Below are 16,371 nucleotides of genomic sequence, written 5' to 3'. Positions count from 1 at the left end.
ACAAGCCCTCTCAAATCGGCCCGCGCGGGCCGCAGGACGCGGCCGGGCAGGAACCCGAAACGGTGATTCGCGTCCGTGATCTCAAGGTCGCCTTCGGTGATAAGGTGATTATGGACGGGCTCGATCTCGACGTGATGCGCGGTGAGATTCTCGGCTTCGTCGGCGGCTCCGGTCAGGGCAAATCCGTGTTGACCCGCACGATCCTCGGTCTGGTGCGCAAGCAGCGCGGCTCGATCGAGGTCTTCGGCGAGAACGTCGACAAGCTCGATCCCCGCGGCCGGCGACGGCTCGAACGACGCTTCGGCGTGATGTTCCAGCAGGGCGCGTTGTTCTCGGCACTGACCGTCAAGCAGAACATCCAGGTGCCGATGCGGGAATATCTCCAGCTTTCGCCGCGCCTGCTCGAAGAACTCGCCATGCTCAAGGTCGAGATGGTGGGGCTGAAGCCCGATGCGGCCGACAAAGTGCCCTCGGAACTCTCAGGTGGCATGATCAAGCGCGCCGCGCTCGCCCGCGCCCTGGCGCTCGATCCCGAGATCGTCTTCCTCGACGAGCCGACCTCGGGCCTCGACCCGATCGGTGCCGCCGAATTCGACGAGCTGATCATGACGCTCAAGCAGACTTTGGGCCTGACGGTGTTCATGGTAACCCATGACCTCGACAGTCTATATGTAGCCTGCGACAGGATTGCTGCCTTGGCGGACAAGCGTGTCATCGCGGTCGGTCCGCTCGCTACGATGCTGGCGTCCGATCATCCCTGGCTCAAAGCGTATTTCGGCGGGGAGCGCGCACGCGCCCGGTTGCCCGCGGATCAAACGAGGACCTGACCGCTCGCGATGGAATCCCGTGCGAACTACGCCCTGGTCGGCCTCTTCACCCTCGCGGTGATCGCGGCGATGTTCGGCTTCGTCTACTGGTTCGGCAGCGGTGGCGGCGGCCGCAAGCAGGACGTTCGCGTGATCTTCACCGGCACCGTCACCGGGCTTGGACGTGGATCGAGCGTGCTCTTCAACGGCCTGCGCGTCGGCGAGGTCAAGCAGATCGGTCTGCAGCCGGACGATCCGCGCCGCATCTTCGGCGTGATCGAGGTCGAGAACACGACGCCGCTGCGGGTCGATACGCGCGCCCGCATCGAGGCGCAGGGGCTCGCCGGGGTGGTCGCGTTGCAACTGATCGGCGGCGAGCCCGATGCAGCGGTGCTGCAGGTTAAGCCTGGCGAGAAGTTGCCGACCATCATCGCCGAGCGTTCCGAATTGCAGGACATCATCGAATCGGTCCGCAACGTCGCCAAGAAGGCCGACGAGGTGCTGGGTAACCTTGATGGGCTGATCAAGACCAATTCGGGCGCGATCACCAACACAGTCAGCAATATCGAGAAGTTCTCCAAGGCGTTGGGCGACAATTCCGGCAGCATCGACAAGCTGATGGTCAGCTTCGGCCAGATCGCCGATACGATCGCGCCGCTGTCGCAGAAGCTCGGCACGCTGAGCGAGGAGCTGACCGGGGTTGTGCGCTCGATCGATCAGAAGAAGATCACCGGCATCGTCGAAAACATCGACAAGTTCACCGCGGCATTGGGCGGCTCGAGCAATGATGTGGCGAAGGCGGTCAGCGACGTCGCCTCGATCACCGACAAGCTCAACCGCGCCGCCGATCAGGTCGAGGGCGTGCTCAAGGCGGCGCAGGCCTTCCTGAACACGCAGGACGGACAGGGCGCCTTCGCCGAGGTCGCCAATGCGGCGAAATCGATCCGGGCCCTGGCCGACAATCTCGACAAGCGCACAGCCGAGATCACCACCGGCATCAATCGCTTCACCGGTCCGGGCTTGCGCGATCTCGAAACGCTGGCGTCCGACGGCAAGCGTACCCTCGGCGATCTCAATCGTGTCCTGCGTAATGTCGAGCGTAATCCCCAGCAGTTCATCTTCGGCGGGCGCCCGCCGCTTCCCCAATACAGCGGATCGCGCTAGCTCGATATGACCATGCCAATACCGCCTTCGTTGCTTCGCGGTCGTCTGAGCGCCCTGTTGCTGGCGGCCGCAGGATCGTTGTTCTTGGCTGGTTGCAGCGGCGGGGCGGCCCCGACCACCTATGATCTCTCGGCGCCGCGCGATTTCGGCCGCGCCCGCGGCTCGGGCGGGGTGCTGATCGTCGCTCAGCCGACCACGGTGCAGGCGCTCGATGCCGACCGGCTGATCGTCAAGGATTCGAGTGGCGCGCTCTCTTTCCTCGGCGGCGCGCAATGGGCCGACCGGGTGCCCAATCTGGTGCAGACGCGCCTGATCCAGACCTTCGAGAATGGCAGCCGCATCGCCACTGTCGGCCGGCCGGGCGAGCGTATCGTCCCCGACCTCCAGCTCAACACCGATATCCGCGCCTTCAACATCGACGCCGCCAGCGGCCAGGCCGTGGTCGAGATCACTGCCAAACTGATCGGCGACCGCACTGGCAAGGTCCAGCGCGCCCGCGTCTTTTCCGCCCGCGTGCCGGCCAGCGCCGTCGACGGGGCAGGGGCGGCGCAGGCGCTCGACCAGGCGCTGTCGCAGGTGCTGATCCAGATCGTCCGCTGGGCGTGACGGAGGGAACAAGTCCGGGCGGTGATGCGTCGAGGGTAAATCGCTCGCGGCCTACGCCAAAAGAAAAGGCCGCCCCGAGGCGGCCTTTCCTTTTGCATTCGGCTTGGCGATTCTACTCGAACCGCCCGCTGGCATGGGCCAGCATGGTGTAGACCTTGCCGGTCTCCGAGGTCAGGTAGGTCTTCGCCACCATCGAGTCGCGATCGTCCTTGGCGGCTTCGCCGAGCAGGCGCTCGAACTCCTCGATATAGCGGTCGACCGTCTCCTTGAACTCGGCGTCGCGGCGGTATTTGCGGCGGATCTCGTCGAAAGTCTGCTGGCCCTGCAGCGTGTAGAGCCGGCGGGTGAAGACGTTGCGCTCGCCCCGCTTGTAGCGCTCCCAGAGCTCGACGGCGGCGTCGTGGTCGATCATCCGGGCGATGTCGACCGAGAGCGAATCGAGTTTCTCGATGCTGTGCGCCGTCGGCTTGGAGGCCTCGGGCGCCCTGTCGTCGCGCGAGGCGCGGCTCAGCAGGTCCGAGAGCCAGCCCGACTTGGCCGGGGTCGGCTCGGTGGCGGGCCGTCGCGCCGGCTCGGCGCGCTGAGTCTCGGGCCGCACAGGCTCGGGGGCAGGGCGCACCTGGACCTGCGCCTGCGGTTCGGCCCGGGCTGGTTCCGGCGTCGGGTCGATCGAAGCGCGCAGCGGCTCGGTCAGCACCGGCGCGCTCTGCACGGCGACCGAGGCACTGGCCGCGGGCATTGGCTGCTGATAGGCGACCGCCCGCCGCTCGCCGTTCGGGCGTGCGACGTCGCTGCTGCGGCCGGAGCGCGAGACGATCTCGGTCAGCTCGTTGAGCGCCTTGATCTGGTCGGCGACGACGCGGCGCATGGCGGCGGTCGACTCCTGCGTCTCGCGCGGCAGCTCGAGCACGCCCTTCTTGAGCTCCGTGCGGGTCGTCTCGAGCTCGCGATGGATCTCCGCCGACATCGACCGCATGTCCTCGGCGGCGCTCTGGAAGCGCTCCGTGACCTTGGCGAACTCGCCGGAAACCTCGTTCACCACCTCTTCATAGGCCGCCCGCAGCGCCTGTGCCGTCGCCTCGCGCTCGCGGCCGCTGGCGGCACGGATCGAGTCGAATTGCTGGGCGATGGCGCTGTTGGTCGACTCGGCCGCATCGCCGAGCACCGTGCTGAGCTGGCGGGTGCGCATCTCCGCATTGCTGAGCGAATCGTCGAGCGCCGACGAGAAGGAGCGGGTGATCTGCTCGATGTCGTCGGTGCGCGTCGCGATCAGCCCATGCAGGTGCTCCAGCGCTTCCTTGCGGTCGGCCAGGACATTGCCGACGCGGGCCTCGACCTGCTCCAGCCGCTGCGCGACGGCGTTGAGCGCCGCGGCATTGGCCTGCGAGGTCTCGGTCATCGTCGAGCCCTGCTCGTCGATTCGGGAGATCAGCGCCACGGTGTCGCGCAGCGTGCCTTCCGAATAGCCCTTCAGCGTCGCGATCTGGCTCGCGACCTGCTCCGAGGTGCGGTTGGTCTCCTGCACCACCGTCGAGAGCACGTTCTGCAGCTCCTCGACGCGGCCCGAGAGGCTGCCTTCGACCGCCGCGAGGTTCTTGTTCGCGCCAGTGACGATCTGCTGCATCAGCTTGTTCGCCTCGCCGAGGCGGCCCAGCATGCTGCCGAGCTCGCTGCGCAGCTGCTCATTGGTCTTGAGCAGCGCCTCGACCGACTGGTTGGTCCCGCTCTCGATCGTCTCGCGCAGGGCGCCCGAGGCGAGGTCGAGCGCCTGGCTCATCTCGGTGCCGCGCTCGCGCAGGCTGGCGACCACGGAGCCGCCACGGTTTTCGATGTTCTTGACCAGGGCCTCGCCGATGCTCGCGAACTGGCCAGCGAGGGCGGCGCCCTTCTGGCCGAGCGCGTCGATCACGCCGTTGCCGCGTTCGTCGAACAGTGCACGGATTTCCTCGGTCCGTGCGGTCAGCGAGGAGTTCATCCCTTCCGACTGTTCCGTCAGCGTCCGGGCGAGGTGCCGGCTCTGCTGGTCCAGCACGTTCAGGATGTCGCCGCCGCGCTCGTCGAACAGGGCGCGCAACTCCTCCGTCCGCCCGGAGAGGGCGGTGGCGATGCCGTCCGACCGCTCCTGCAGGATCTGGGCGATCTGGCTGCCGCGGTGGCCGAGCGCGTTGAGGATGCCGCCGCCGCGCTCGTCGAAGACTGCGCGCAGCTCGTCCGAGCGCTCGGATAGCGCGGCTGCGATCCCGTCCGACTTCTCCTGCAGTGTCCGGACGATCTGATTGCCCTGCTGGTCGAGCAGGCTGACCAGGCCGGAACCCTTGTCCTCGAACAAAGCGCGCAGCTCTTCCGTCCGGGCGCTGAGCGAGCCCGCAATCGATTCCGAGGTGCCTTGCAGCGTCTGGACGATCTGGTTGCCGCGCTCGTCGAGCAGGGTGATCAGGCTGGTGCCCTTGCCGTCGAACAGGGCTCGCAGTTCTTCGGTCCGGTCGCCGAGCGAGCCGGCGATCGAATCTGCGGTGCCCTGCAGCGTCTGCGCGATCTGGGTGCCGCGCGCGTCGAGCGTGCCGGAGACGGTGTCGAGCCGGTTGACGACACGTTCCTCGAACCGCGCCACGCTCTGGTCGAGCGTGTCGGCGATCTGCAGGGCGCGCCCGCCGAGCGTCGCATTGATGCTGTCGGCCTTGTCGGCGAGCGTGCGCGTCAACGCCTCGCTCTTCGTGGTGACGATCTCGCCGATCTCGTCGGCCTTGGCGGTGAGCGCGCGGGTGACCTCGCGCCCGCCCTCGGCCATGACCCGGGCGATGTCGACCGTGCGCTCGACCAGCGCCTCGTTGAGGGCGTTGGCGCGTGCGCCGAGATTGCCGTCGATGCGGACGATGAGCCCGTCGAGCGAGGTCGCGATCTCGGCGCTCTTGGCGCTGGAACGTTCCTCGAAGGTCTTGATCTGGGTCTCCATGGCAGCGGCCGCTTCCTGCGTGCGCGCCATCATGGTCTCGGCAGCGTGCTGCGAGCGCTCGCCGATCCGCTCGGCCAGCGCCTGGCCTTCCTCGCCGAGCAGCTTCTCGACCTGGCCGAGGCGCAGCGTCACCGAATCGGTGAAGGAGCGGGCGTCGTTGCCGAGCTTGGCCGCCAGCGTGCCGCCGCGGGTGACGATGATCTCCTCGAAGGCGCCGAGGCGGGCGCCGATCGTGGCCTCGATCTCGCGGCCCTGGACATCGAAGAGGCGGTTCAGCGAGTCGTGCTTGCTGGCGAGCGACTCGTTGAGTGCCTGCGAGCGCGCATCGACCGAGCGCAGCAGCGACTCGGCGTTGGCGGCGAGTGCCTGGTTGACGCGCCCGCCCTGCTGGGTCAGCGCGATGACCACGTCCTTGCCGGTTGCGGCGAGCAGGCTGCTGGCCCGCTCCGCCTCGGTCGTGAAGGTGCCGCTCAGCGCGGTCGCTGCTTCGGCGACGCGGTCGGCGATCTCGCGGCCATCGACATTGATGGCGTTGGACAGGGCCTTGGTCGCCTCGTCGAGGCGGCTGGCCAGCATCTGGCTCTGCTCACCGATGAGCCCGTGGACCTCGCGGCCGGTCGCGGTGAGGCCGGCAATGATCGCGTCGCGCTGGGTGCCGAGCAGGGCGCCGACCTCGTCTCCTGCCTGCCCGAGGCGGGCGATGAAACCGGTGTGCTGGTTGTCGATGACGGATTTCGCCGTCTCGCTCGCGGCCAGGATCTTGGCGGCGAGCGCCTCGCCGGTCTCATCGAGCCGCTGATGCGCGGTCCCGCTCGCTTCCGCCAGCCGGTCGATCAGCGCATTGCCGCGCTCGGCCAGCAGGCCGTGGACCGAGCGGCCAACATCGGCGACGCGAGTGACCAGGGCCTGGCTCTGGCCGGAGAGCAGCTCCTGCATGTCCTGGCCGGTCGCGATGACGCGGCCGCTGAGGGCTTCGCCCTCGGCGCTGAGCAGGCTGCGCACGCTGGCCCCGGCATCGGTGAGCTGCGCCACCAGAGTCTCGCGCTGGCTGCCGATCGCGGTGTGGACCTCGGTGCCGACATCCGACAGGCGCGCGACCAGGCTGTCGCCGCGCTCGCCGATTGTGGCGTGGACCTCGCGTGCCACTTCCGACAGCCGGGCGATGAGCCCGTCGCCGCGCTCGCCGATCGCGGCTTCGACGTCGCGGCCGGCATGGGCGACGCGGGCGACGATGCCCTCGGCCCGGTCGCCGAGCGTCCGGTGAATCTCCTCGGTGCTGTCGGACAATCTGGCGACGAGGCTGTCGCCGCGCTCGCCGATCACGGTCTCGACGCTGCGGCCGGCATCCGACACACGCGCAACGATGCTGTCGGCGCGCTCGCCGATCGCGTGCTCGACGCTCTGGCCGATCTCGGCCATGCGCAGCACCAGCCCGTCGCCGCGCTCGCTGATTGCCTCCTGCAGGCGCTGCCCTGTCTCGGAGAGACGGCCGACCAGATGGTCGCCCTGCTCGCCGATCGTGCTGCGCACCTCGTGGCCGACGTCGGAGAGTCGCGTGACCAGGCTGCTCGCCTCCTCGGAGAACAGGCTGTGCACGGTCGCGCCGACGGCGGAAATCCGCGCGGTCAGCTCCTCGCCGCGCTCGCCGATCAGGCTGTGCAGGCCCTTGCCGGCTTCGTCGAAGCGCAGGACGATCGAATCGGTCTTTTCGCTCAGCAAGGCGTCGACGGTCTGGACCGTGCCCGAGAGCTTCTCGACCAGCGTCTCGCCCTGGCTGGCGATGAGGCCATGAACGGTGTCGCCGGCTTCCTGGATGCGGCTGACGACAAGCTCGTTCTGCTTGCCGAGCAGCATGTGCACGCCGCGACCGACTTCGGCGAGGCGGGTGGTGACGCTTTCGCCCTCGCTGCTGATCGTGTTGCGCAGCGTCTCGCCGGTCTCCGTGAGGCGGCGGCTCAGGCTGCCGCTCTGCTCGTCGAACAGCTCGACCAGCGTGCGCCCGCTCTGCTCGAAGCGCTCGGCGACGGTGGCGCCGCGCTGCGAAATCTCCTGGGCGAGTGTATCGCCGGTGGCGCGGAGCGTGTCGTTGACGGTCTCGGCGCGGCTCGCCAGCGACTCGACGACCTGGGCGCCGGTCTCGCTGATGGCGCGGGTGACGTCGCGGGCGCCGGCGGTCAGGCCCTCGGTGAGTACGGCACCGGTGCGCTCCAGCGAGCCTGCGATCTCCTGGGCGCGGTTGTCGAGCAAGGCGGTCACCGACTGGCTCGCATTCGTCATGCGCTCGCTGACATCATGTGAAGTCGATTGCAGGCGCTCGACCAGATCGCTGCCGCGGCCGCTGATCTCGTCGACCATGCGCTCGCCGGCATGGCCGAGCGCGAGCGTGATCTGGTCGCCCTTGTCGGTCAGGCGCGAGGTGACGCGCTCGCCCGCTTCGGCGACGGCGTCCGCGATCGAGCGGCTGGCAGTTTCGAGATCCTTGGAGATGCTCTCATGCGCGCCGCTGATCGCGAATTTCACCCGCTCGGCGTTGCCGACGACGGATTCGCGCTGATTCACCAATTCGTCGATGAGCGAGCGCAGCCGGATCTCGTTGTCGGCATAGGCGCGCTCGAGCGTGGCGATCTCGCCGCGCACGATGGTCTCGAGTTCGCCGGCACGTGCGACTGCGCGTTCGATGCCGTCGCCCATGGCGGCGACCTCGCGGCGGATGGTCTGGCTGAGCGACAGGACGGAATCCGTCGCCACCACCTCGGGCTCGGCCAGGCGCAGTGCGACTTCTGTCATCGCGCGCGAGACCAGCCGCATCTCCTGCGTCCGGCGATAGAGCGCCGCCAGTACGAAGAAGAAGACCACGGGCGTGCCGGCGCCGAAGGCGAGCAGCGCCCATTGCCCGGGGCCCCAGGCGGCCATGCCGGCCGGCAGGCCCTCGGTGAACGAGCCATAGCGGCTGACGAGCGTGAAACCGACGCCGCCGAGCCAGACGAGGGTGGCCAGGACTGCGAGCCAATAGGGCCTGCCGGAGGGGCGGACGGCGAAGGCCTGGACGAGCGAAGAGGAATCCCGGCGGTCGTCATTGGCGACGCGGCTGGTATCGGGCGCGATGGCGGGCCGGGGCGGGGCGATTGGCGCTTCTGATGCGGTTTCGGCGGCCGCTGGCAATACGGGGGCGCTTTCGACGCGCGGCAGATCGATCTTGAGCTCGTTCTCGCCCGTCGACGGTAGCTTTGGCTCGGCAGAGGCCAGCCCTTCGGTCTTCGACGGGTCGAGCCTCAGCGCCTCCTCGATCGCCGACATTGCTGCTTCGGTCGGATCCTGGAGCTTGTTCTGCCGGGTCATGAATGCCGCCTCGCTACGCTACTTGCGACGGGCGGTGATGTCCGCCGCAGATCAGGAACCGGCAGCCTCCAGCCGGATCCGTCAAGCGACACGACGCCCATCGTTTACTGTCTTGAAGGGTAGTTGAGGCAAGCAGGGATTGAAACCCGTTTGACCGTCTGATTCACAAACGTCGTTAACGCCTCATTCACCATAAAGGCGCTTCATCAGAGGTCAGAAGGCTGCGCGAGTTCCGCAGCTTAGAGCCGGACCCGAGTTCCCCATGCCCCAGACTGCCATCGACCTCGTGCATCTGTCCCGCCAGACCGGCGGCGATGCCGAGTTGGAGCGCGAGCTGCTGACGCTCTTCGCGCAGCAATGCGCCCGCCACTTGCGCGCCATCCATGGCGGTGACGCGAATATCCGCCGCGATGCCGCCCACACCCTGAAAGGGGCCGCCCGTGCGATCGGCGCCTGGCAGGTGGCCGAAGCCGCCGACCGGATCGAGCAGCAGCTCGGCCAGGCTGGCACGTCCCCGCGTGAGGATGCGCTGGACGCCCTGACGCTGGCGGCGGCCGAGGCGCGAGCGGTGATCTCCCGGCTCGACTGCGCGGCCTGACGCCGCGGAGGCGAGGGCGCGATCCGGCCGATATCGCCGTTTCACCTGGCTTCGAAATCCTCTAGAGACGAACTGCTCGCAGGCTCGCGCCAGTGGGCGACATTCCTCTTGCGAACCTGCCCGCGGCGCCGCCAGGAAGCCCGGCCGGTTCCTCCCGACCGCGCCAGCCGCGCAGCCGCCGCAAGGCGCGCCGGAGTTCACGATGCCGAAGATCACTTACATCGACGCCCAGGGTACCAGCCGCACGGTCGAGGGCGAGGCGGGTTCGACCGTGATGGAGGTCGCGGTGCGCAACGGCGTGCCGGGCATCGAGGCGGAATGCGGCGGAGCCTGCGCCTGCGCCACCTGCCATGTCTATGTCGACGAGGCCTGGACCGAGAAGGCCGGCCATGCCGAGCCGATGGAAGAGGACATGCTGGATTTCGCCTTCGACGTCCGCCCGAATTCGCGCCTGTCCTGCCAGATCCGAGTGCGTGACGAGCTCGACGGCCTCGTCGTGCGCACGCCGGCCCGCCAGGGCTGAGCTCCCGACAGTTTGGTCTTCTACTCCACCGGCGCCGCAGCCCGAGCGACGAGCGTCGTCTCATGACCTTCGGCGGGGTCGGCGATCTTCTGGAAATAGGTGCGCTGCGCCAGGACGAGCGTGAAGAAGACGCCATCGTAGCCGAAGCGCTCCTCGCGCGATGATCGCGTCGGAATCAGCTCGCGACGACGCGACGCTCTTCCCTTTGGGGAGTGCGCTCCGACATAGTAGGAAGGCGTCGGTTCCGATCGTTCGTCCATGTCCGGCCGGGCGGGCCACGCCGGAGGAGGGTGCGATGTACAAATCGATTCTGGTTCCGGTCGATCTCGCCGAGGCCGAATTGGCAGGTCCCGCCATCGCTGCGGCTGAGTCGTTCGCCGCTCAATCGGACGGCACCATCAGGCTGGTCTATGTCCGCTCGCTGGTGCCGATCACCTATATGGAGTTCGTGCCGGCCGACTTCGACGCCGGTCAGCAGGCGGAGTCCGAGGCCAAGCTCGCCGAGATCGCCGCCAAGGTGAACCTGCCAGCCGAGCGTGTCTCGGCCAAGGTCCTGGTCGGGTCCGTCCATGGCGAGGTGCTGGCCGAGGCTGACGCCAGTGGCGCCGACCTGATCGTCATCGGCTCGCACGAGCCCGGCTTTCTGGCCTATGTGATCGGCTCGAACGCCTCGACCATCGTGCGGCGCGCGAAATGCTCGGTGCTGGTGGTCCGGTAGCCCTGGGGGCGCGGCATAGCTCGCCAAGTCAGCCGCTTCCGAAAATCGGGAACCTCCCGGCGTCGCGGCAGTTGAAGTCCTGCGCTGCAACTCGGGAGGACATCGTGAGCATTCTTTGGACGATTATCGTCGGCTTCGTCGCGGGAGTCGTCGCCAAGTTCCTGATTCCGGGGCCAAATGAGCCCTCGGGATTTGTGTTGACCACGATCCTCGGAATCGTCGGAGCGTTCGTGGCGTCCTATCTCGGGCAGGCGCTCGGCTGGTACGCGCCGGGGGAGGGCGCGGGTATCATCGGGGCCATCGTCGGTGCGATCATCGTCCTGATGGTGTGGGCGTTTCTGTCGAAGCGCGGAAACACCGCCTAGGCACGCTCAGTCAGGCTAGCTTCCAACCCGCCAGGAGATATTTCATGAGTGAGAACCGCTTGCCGTCCATGACGGCCCTCCTCGGGCTGTTGGCCATCGCCGGCTATCAGAACCGGGACAAGATCGCAGAGTGGCTCGGGCGCGCCAAAGAGCCGGGCACTGCGGCTGCACCATCGTCCGACATGCCTCCCGAGGCGGGCGGTATCCTGGGCGGCGTGCTCGGAGGCGGCGGGATCGGCGGTCTGCTGAATGGCGGGCTGGGCGAGCTTCTCGATCGTTTCAAACAGTCCGGCCAGGCCGATAAGGCCGATTCCTGGGTTCGTCAGGGGCCAAATCACGACGTCGCGCCCCAGGAGCTCGAAACCGCCATCGGTCCCGAGGTCATCGATGCCCTGGTCCGCCAGACAGGTCTCTCGAAAGAGGAACTGCTTTCGCGCCTGTCGCGACAACTTCCCGAAGCGGTTGACCGCTATACGCCGGAGGGTAGGCTCGGCACCGCTGGCGCCTGAACCGGCATCCTGGCCGCCGGCGCGATCAACTCTGCGGGCGGCCCGGGACGAGGTCATCAGGGACCTCGCCGCTCGCAAGGTCCCGCGGCCGGTTGAGCTTGATCATCGGCCAGACCTGCCAGAACGAGGCTGCCGCTAGCACAACTCCCAGGCCCGCAGCAGCGGTCGCGCCCTGCTGAAAAGCGCGCAGGCTGAAAAAGGTCAGCATGATCATCGCACCACCGCCGGCGAGCGCCAGCGCCAACCAGAGCAAATAGGGCTTGCCGGCAAGGAAACGTACCTTCGGATTGGCCCGTGAGATCGCGGCTGACAGGGCCGTGACGAAGGCGTGGTAGCGCGCATCGTCGCGATCGATGTCGGTCAGCGAGCGCCAGGACAGGTTGCCGAAGGTGATCGTCTTACCGTCGCTCAGCCGGAGCCGGGTCCGAAACCCTTTCGACGAGACGTTGCTCGGCGCATAGATGAAGCGCACCTGCTCGACGGCGGAAAGCCGGACCTGATCGACCTTGCGGGTCGAATCGATCTCCAGCACGTCGCCCTTGAGCCGATAGGCGATCTCGAAGCCGATCGGTTTCGGGCGCTGGCGCCAGGAGGGCAGGAGTGTGTCGTCGTCGGGTTGCATGGTGACGAGCCATATCGGCTCATCTGCTGTTTAGCTACCGCGTCAGCGCCTTCATCGCGCCGTCGAGACCGTCGAGCGTCAGCGGGAACATCCGCCCGCCCATGAGCCCGCCGATCTGCCGGATCGACTGGGTATAGCCCCACAAATGCTGCTGCACGGGGTTGAGCCAGACCGATTTCGCGAAGCGCTCGGTGAGCCGCCGCATCCAGACCTCGCCGGCCTCCTCGTTCCAGTGCTCGACCGAGCCACCGGGCATGGCGATCTCGTAGGGGCTCATCGAGGCGTCGCCGACGAAGACGAGCCGGTAATCGGCCGGATAGGTGCGCAGCACGTCGAAGGTCGGGATCACCTGGTCGTGGCGGCGGCGGTTCTCCTTCCAGACCCGCTCATAGGGGCAGTTGTGGAAGTAGAAGTGCTCGAAATGCTTGAACTCGGCTCGTGCCGCCGAGAACAGCTCCTCGGCGAGCTCGATATGCCAGTCCATCGAGCCGCCGACATCGAGGAAGAGCAGCACCTTGACCGCGTTGTGCCGCTCCGGTCGCAACTTGACGTCGAGATAGCCGTGCTTGGCCGTCTCGGTGATGGTCTGGTCGAGATCCAACTCCTCGGCCGCGCCGGTGCGGGCGAATTTGCGCAGGCGGCGCAGCGCGATGCGCAGGTTTCGCACGCCAAGCTCGCGCGTGTCGTCGAAATCCTTGAAGTCGCGCTTGTCCCAGACCTTCACCGCGCGGAAATTGCGGTTCTTGTCCTGGCCGATGCGCACGCCTTCGGGATTGTAGCCATAAGCGCCATAGGGCGAGGTGCCGGCGGTGCCGATCCATTTCGAGCCGCCCTGATGGCGGCCCTTCTGCTCGGCGAGGCGTGCTTTGAGCGTCTCGAGCAGCTTGTCCCAGCCGAGAGCCTCGATCTGGGCCTTCTCCTCGTCGGTGAGGAATTTCTCGGCGAGCTTGCGCAGCCACTCTTCGGGGATGCCGCTTTGCTCGAACGCCTCGCCGAGCGTCTCCATGCCCTTGAACACTTCAGCAAAGACGCGATCGAAGCGGTCGAGGTGACGCTCGTCCTTCACCAGGCAGGTGCGGGCGAGATAGTAGAACTCGTCGACGCGGTAGTCGGCGAGGTCGGCCTCGACGCCTTCGAGCAACGCAAGATACTCGCGCAAGGTGACCGGGACCTTGGCGGCGCGCAGATCGGTGAAGAGGCGAAGGAACATCGCGCTACTGTGGCCAGCAGCGCATCGGGGTCAAGCTGCTGCGGTCTGGAGCCCGTTCCGATCAGCGTGCGACGCGAGCTGAGCGGTCGAATAGCACCATCAAAAATTAAGAGCCGGATCCGATCAGATTGAATTCGATCTAATCGGATCCGGCTCTGGTCCGTCAAGGCTTAGGCGACAGCGTCGGCCAGGTCCTTGGTGACCTTGAACTTCACGACCGTCTTGGCCGGAACCTTGATCGTCGCGCCGGTCGACGGATTGCGAGCCTCGCGGGCTTCGCGCTTGGAAGCGGCGAGCTTGCCGATACCGCCGAGCGTGACGTCGCCGCCGGACTTCAGGGTCTTGGCAACGACGCCGGCGAGCGAGCCGAGGATGGCCGAGACATCGGTCTTGGTCTTGCCCGTCTCATCCGCAATCGCGGCGATCAGTTCGTTCTTGGTCATGAAAACCTCCTGAGACCAATGATGCTTAAATTGACGCCGTGCGGAGCCCCGGAGGGTTCCGACACGTCGCGGCGAATCGACGCAATCGCGCACGAGCCCGCCATTTGACACGCTTGCCGACGGAACACGACGGCAGCGACCGTACATACGCACAGTAATCGGCTTCGTTCCTGTCAAAAGCCGCGAAATTGGGGCGGTTTTCACCAGCTTTGTGGAGCGATTGACAAGTTCCCCCGAATTATTTGAAGCTTGAAATAATTTAGGGGAGCGGAACAGGGTATGAAGGCCATCATCATCGGCGGCGGCATCGGGGGGCTGTCACTGGCCCTGATGCTCCACGCGCGTGGCATCGCCGCGACCGTCTACGAGCAGGCGAGCGAGATCCGCGAGGTCGGCGTCGGCATCAACACGTTGCCGCATGCCATTCGCGAACTGGCCGAATTGGGCCTGCTGCCGGCGCTCGATGCTGTGGCGATCCGCACACGCGAACTGATCTACATGAATCGCTTCGGCCAGACCGTCTGGCGCGAGCTGCGTGGCCTCCACGCCGGCGCGCCGGTACCGCAATTCTCGATCCACCGCGGCCGGCTCCAGGGCGTGATTCGCGACGCCGTGATCGAGCGCCTCGGCCCGGACGCGATCCGTACCGGCCGGCGTTTGCAGGGCTTCCTGCAGGACGAGGGTGGCGTGACCGCGCATTTCGCCGATGCCAAGCTTGGCGAGGCCGGCGAGACGGCACGTGCCGATATCCTGATCGGCGCCGACGGCATCCATTCGACGGTGCGAGCCCAGTACTTCCCGAACCAGGGCGGACCGCGCTGGAACGGCGTCCAGATGTGGCGCGGCGCCTGCGACTGGCCGGCCTTCCTCGACGGCGAGAGCATGATCATCGCTGGCGGCATGGCCGGCAAGCTGGTGCTCTATCCGATCGCCGCAGGCAAAAAGCCCGGAACGCGCCTGACCAACTGGGTCGTCAACGTGCGCACCGGCGATCCCTTGAAACCGCCGCCGAAGGAGGCCTGGTCGAAGGCCGGCCGCTTGGAAGATGTGCTGCCTTTCGCCCGGCGCTTCACTGTCCCCGGCGTCGATATCCTCGCTTTGATCAAGGCGAGCGGCACCTTCTGGGAATATCCGATGTGCGACCGCGATCCGCTGCCGCGCTGGACGCACGGCCGGGTGACGCTGCTCGGCGACGCTGCCCACCCGATGTATCCGGTTGGCTCCAACGGCGCCTCGCAGGCGATCCTCGATGCGCGCTGCCTCGCCGACCTGCTGGTCAAGGCCGAGCATCCGCGCCACGCGCTCGCAGCCTATGAGGCGCAGCGCCTGCCGGCGACCGCCGAGATCGTCGCGATGAACCGCGCCGGCGGACCCGAACGCGTCATCGACGCGGTCGAGGCGCTGGCGCCCAACGGCTTCGACGATGTCGAGCGTGTCCTGCCCTATGGCAAGCGCGAGCAGATCGTGAACGCCTATGCCGGCAAGGCCGGATTCTCGGCGGCGCAGCTGGCAAAACGCTGAGGCCGCCTCAGCGCTGTTCGGCCCGCACCAGCGGCGCGATGTGGTCGATCCGGTTGGTCCAGATCCCCGGGATCGACCGGTCAAGGGCAGCGAGTTCCTCGGCCCGGTCGATTCCGGCCGAGCCGTCACCGCCGACGAGCGGACCAGCGACGATGACCTCGCTGCCGGCGGCGCGCATGCGCGCCGTGAACCGCGCCGGCCAGCCCCAGATCCAGCGCGTGTAGTTGGAGGGGATCAGCAGCAGCTGCCGTTCGCAGGATTGCGGGGTCAGCCCGGCCCAGCCCAGCGCGAGATGGTGGATCAGGCAGCGCTTTTCTGCCGCTTTGGACATGGTGCGCATGGTCGGAATACGCTCGCGCAGAGTCGCGATCGGCCGGTCGCCCCCATAAGCCATCAGCAAGGCGAGCTGCGCTGGAGGGAGCTTCAGCAGGCGTTCGGCAAGCACCTCACCTTCGCGCGGATCGTTGCTCTTGATGTTGATCAGCAAGCGCCGGTCCGGAAAGCGCGCCAGCACCTCGTCGAGCGACGGCATCAGGCCGACCCCGTTGCCACGGAACGGAAAGGTCTTGCCGCCGTCCGCCGTATAGCCATGACCGATGTCGAGTGCCTTGAGCTCGGCCAGCGTCTTCTCGCGGGTGACGCCCGTTCCGTTCGTCCGGCATTCCAGCGTCCAGTCGTGGATCACGGCGAACTGGCCATCGGTGGTCGGGTGGATGTCGAACTCGACGATGTCCGCGCCCGCAGTGAAGGCCGCCTCCATCGAGGCGAGGGTGTTCTCGAGATAGGGGTGTTCGGGCGGATTGATGCGGCTCGCCGTACAGGTCGTGTCGGTGACGCCACTGGACGGGTAGGTCTGCGCCAGGCCACGATGCGCCAGCAGGACGGGACGCTCCGTTGCCGCCGGAGCCAGCAGCGAGGTGTTCTGCACGAAGGCGGTAACGCCCAAGGCCGCGACCACAGTGCCGACGGCAAGCCAGAATCGTTTCATCGCTAT

15 protein-coding genes are annotated in these 16,371 nt (G+C 67.1%); 9 read left to right on the top strand and 6 right to left on the bottom strand.

The genetic code is table 11. The features are described from left to right. Positions 1–110 precede the first annotated feature (110 nt). The 3 genes from ACSQ24_RS17960 (at position 111) to ACSQ24_RS17950 (ending at position 2,576) form a co-directional block, all read left to right on the top strand. Positions 111–827 carry an ABC transporter ATP-binding protein gene (locus ACSQ24_RS17960; protein ID WP_436097921.1) on the top strand — a complete coding sequence of 239 codons (717 nt, stop codon included), beginning with the start codon at positions 111–113 and terminating at the stop codon, positions 825–827. 9 nt (positions 828–836) lie between these two features. After that, on the top strand, positions 837–1,970 hold the full coding sequence (locus tag ACSQ24_RS17955; protein WP_436095989.1) for an MlaD family protein: 1,134 nt from the start codon (positions 837–839) through the stop codon (positions 1,968–1,970). Positions 1,971–2,054: 84 nt separating this feature from the next. Next, positions 2,055–2,576: an ABC-type transport auxiliary lipoprotein family protein gene (locus tag ACSQ24_RS17950; protein ID WP_436095988.1), complete on the top strand. Its 522-nt coding sequence runs from the start codon at positions 2,055–2,057 to the stop codon at positions 2,574–2,576. Positions 2,577–2,688: 112 nt separating this feature from the next. Here the strand turns inward: ACSQ24_RS17950 and ACSQ24_RS17945 are convergent, their stop codons facing one another. Then, entirely contained in the window at positions 2,689–8,868 is a 6,180-nt protein-coding gene (locus ACSQ24_RS17945) for a hypothetical protein (RefSeq protein ID WP_436095987.1), read from the bottom strand. Positions 8,869–9,130: 262 nt separating this feature from the next. Here ACSQ24_RS17945 and ACSQ24_RS17940 point away from each other — a divergent pair, with 262 nt between their 5' ends. Beyond that, positions 9,131–9,466: an Hpt domain-containing protein gene (locus tag ACSQ24_RS17940; RefSeq protein WP_436095986.1), complete on the top strand. Its 336-nt coding sequence runs from the start codon at positions 9,131–9,133 to the stop codon at positions 9,464–9,466. A gap of 202 nt (positions 9,467–9,668) precedes the next feature. Then, entirely contained in the window at positions 9,669–9,989 is a 321-nt protein-coding gene (locus ACSQ24_RS17935) for a 2Fe-2S iron-sulfur cluster-binding protein (RefSeq protein ID WP_436095985.1), read from the top strand. Between the two features lie 20 nt (positions 9,990–10,009). Here the strand turns inward: ACSQ24_RS17935 and ACSQ24_RS17930 are convergent, their stop codons facing one another. Further along, positions 10,010–10,249 carry a hypothetical protein gene (locus ACSQ24_RS17930; RefSeq protein WP_436095984.1) on the bottom strand — a complete coding sequence of 80 codons (240 nt, stop codon included), beginning with the start codon at positions 10,247–10,249 and terminating at the stop codon, positions 10,010–10,012. 35 nt (positions 10,250–10,284) lie between these two features. On the opposite strand from ACSQ24_RS17930, the gene ACSQ24_RS17925 reads away from it, so the two are divergent. From ACSQ24_RS17925 to ACSQ24_RS17915, 3 genes are all read left to right on the top strand, one after another. Further along, positions 10,285–10,707, top strand: coding sequence for a universal stress protein (locus tag ACSQ24_RS17925; RefSeq protein WP_436095983.1), 423 nt, complete (start codon positions 10,285–10,287; stop codon positions 10,705–10,707). Positions 10,708–10,811: 104 nt separating this feature from the next. Then, positions 10,812–11,072, top strand: coding sequence for a GlsB/YeaQ/YmgE family stress response membrane protein (locus ACSQ24_RS17920; protein WP_436095982.1), 261 nt, complete (start codon positions 10,812–10,814; stop codon positions 11,070–11,072). Positions 11,073–11,116: 44 nt separating this feature from the next. Continuing rightward, complete coding sequence (locus ACSQ24_RS17915; RefSeq protein ID WP_436095981.1) at positions 11,117–11,581, top strand: YidB family protein; 465 nt, start codon at positions 11,117–11,119, stop codon at positions 11,579–11,581. A 25-nt stretch (positions 11,582–11,606) separates the two neighbouring features. On the opposite strand, the gene ACSQ24_RS17910 is transcribed toward ACSQ24_RS17915, so the two are convergent. The 3 genes from ACSQ24_RS17910 to ACSQ24_RS17900 form a co-directional block, all read right to left on the bottom strand. Continuing rightward, on the bottom strand, positions 11,607–12,203 hold the full coding sequence (locus ACSQ24_RS17910; protein ID WP_436095980.1) for a hypothetical protein: 597 nt from the start codon (positions 12,201–12,203) through the stop codon (positions 11,607–11,609). 34 nt (positions 12,204–12,237) lie between these two features. Further along, a complete protein-coding gene (locus tag ACSQ24_RS17905) occupies positions 12,238–13,413 on the bottom strand; it encodes a vWA domain-containing protein (RefSeq protein WP_436095979.1) in 1,176 nt (391 codons plus the stop codon). Between the two features lie 170 nt (positions 13,414–13,583). After that, positions 13,584–13,856, bottom strand: coding sequence for an HU family DNA-binding protein (locus tag ACSQ24_RS17900; RefSeq protein ID WP_057190077.1), 273 nt, complete (start codon positions 13,854–13,856; stop codon positions 13,584–13,586). 279 nt (positions 13,857–14,135) lie between these two features. On the opposite strand from ACSQ24_RS17900, the gene ACSQ24_RS17895 reads away from it, so the two are divergent. Continuing rightward, the gene (locus ACSQ24_RS17895) at positions 14,136–15,377 is read left to right on the top strand and encodes a flavin-dependent oxidoreductase (RefSeq protein WP_436095978.1); all 1,242 of its coding nucleotides are present in this window, start codon (positions 14,136–14,138) and stop codon (positions 15,375–15,377) included. 7 nt (positions 15,378–15,384) lie between these two features. Here ACSQ24_RS17895 and ACSQ24_RS17890 read toward each other — a convergent pair whose 3' ends face one another. Then, a complete protein-coding gene (locus tag ACSQ24_RS17890) occupies positions 15,385–16,371 on the bottom strand; it encodes a glycerophosphodiester phosphodiesterase family protein (protein ID WP_436097920.1) in 987 nt (328 codons plus the stop codon).

This window comes from Allobosea sp. LjRoot237 (genome assembly GCF_964253285.1).
Classification (GTDB): Bacteria; Pseudomonadota; Alphaproteobacteria; order Rhizobiales; family Beijerinckiaceae; genus Allobosea.
The sequence above is the reverse complement of the archived record's forward strand: the minus strand, read 5'-3'. Positions and strand labels throughout refer to the sequence as shown.

Excerpts from the sequence above, each read along its gene's own strand:
- ACSQ24_RS17960 (WP_436097921.1), top strand. The coding sequence starts at position 111 with ATGGACGGGCTCGATCTCGACGTGATGCGCGGTGAGATTCTCGGCTTC.
- ACSQ24_RS17955 (WP_436095989.1), top strand. The coding sequence starts at position 837 with ATGGAATCCCGTGCGAACTACGCCCTGGTCGGCCTCTTCACCCTCGCG.
- ACSQ24_RS17945 (WP_436095987.1), bottom strand. The coding sequence starts at position 8,868 with ATGACCCGGCAGAACAAGCTCCAGGATCCGACCGAAGCAGCAATGTCG.
- ACSQ24_RS17940 (WP_436095986.1), top strand. The coding sequence starts at position 9,131 with ATGCCCCAGACTGCCATCGACCTCGTGCATCTGTCCCGCCAGACCGGC.
- ACSQ24_RS17935 (WP_436095985.1), top strand. The coding sequence starts at position 9,669 with ATGCCGAAGATCACTTACATCGACGCCCAGGGTACCAGCCGCACGGTC.
- ACSQ24_RS17930 (WP_436095984.1), bottom strand. The coding sequence starts at position 10,249 with ATGGACGAACGATCGGAACCGACGCCTTCCTACTATGTCGGAGCGCAC.
- ACSQ24_RS17925 (WP_436095983.1), top strand. The coding sequence starts at position 10,285 with ATGTACAAATCGATTCTGGTTCCGGTCGATCTCGCCGAGGCCGAATTG.
- ACSQ24_RS17915 (WP_436095981.1), top strand. The coding sequence starts at position 11,117 with ATGAGTGAGAACCGCTTGCCGTCCATGACGGCCCTCCTCGGGCTGTTG.
- ACSQ24_RS17910 (WP_436095980.1), bottom strand. The coding sequence starts at position 12,203 with ATGCAACCCGACGACGACACACTCCTGCCCTCCTGGCGCCAGCGCCCG.
- ACSQ24_RS17905 (WP_436095979.1), bottom strand. The coding sequence starts at position 13,413 with ATGTTCCTTCGCCTCTTCACCGATCTGCGCGCCGCCAAGGTCCCGGTC.
- ACSQ24_RS17900 (WP_057190077.1), bottom strand. The coding sequence starts at position 13,856 with ATGACCAAGAACGAACTGATCGCCGCGATTGCGGATGAGACGGGCAAG.
- ACSQ24_RS17895 (WP_436095978.1), top strand. The coding sequence starts at position 14,136 with ATGAAGGCCATCATCATCGGCGGCGGCATCGGGGGGCTGTCACTGGCC.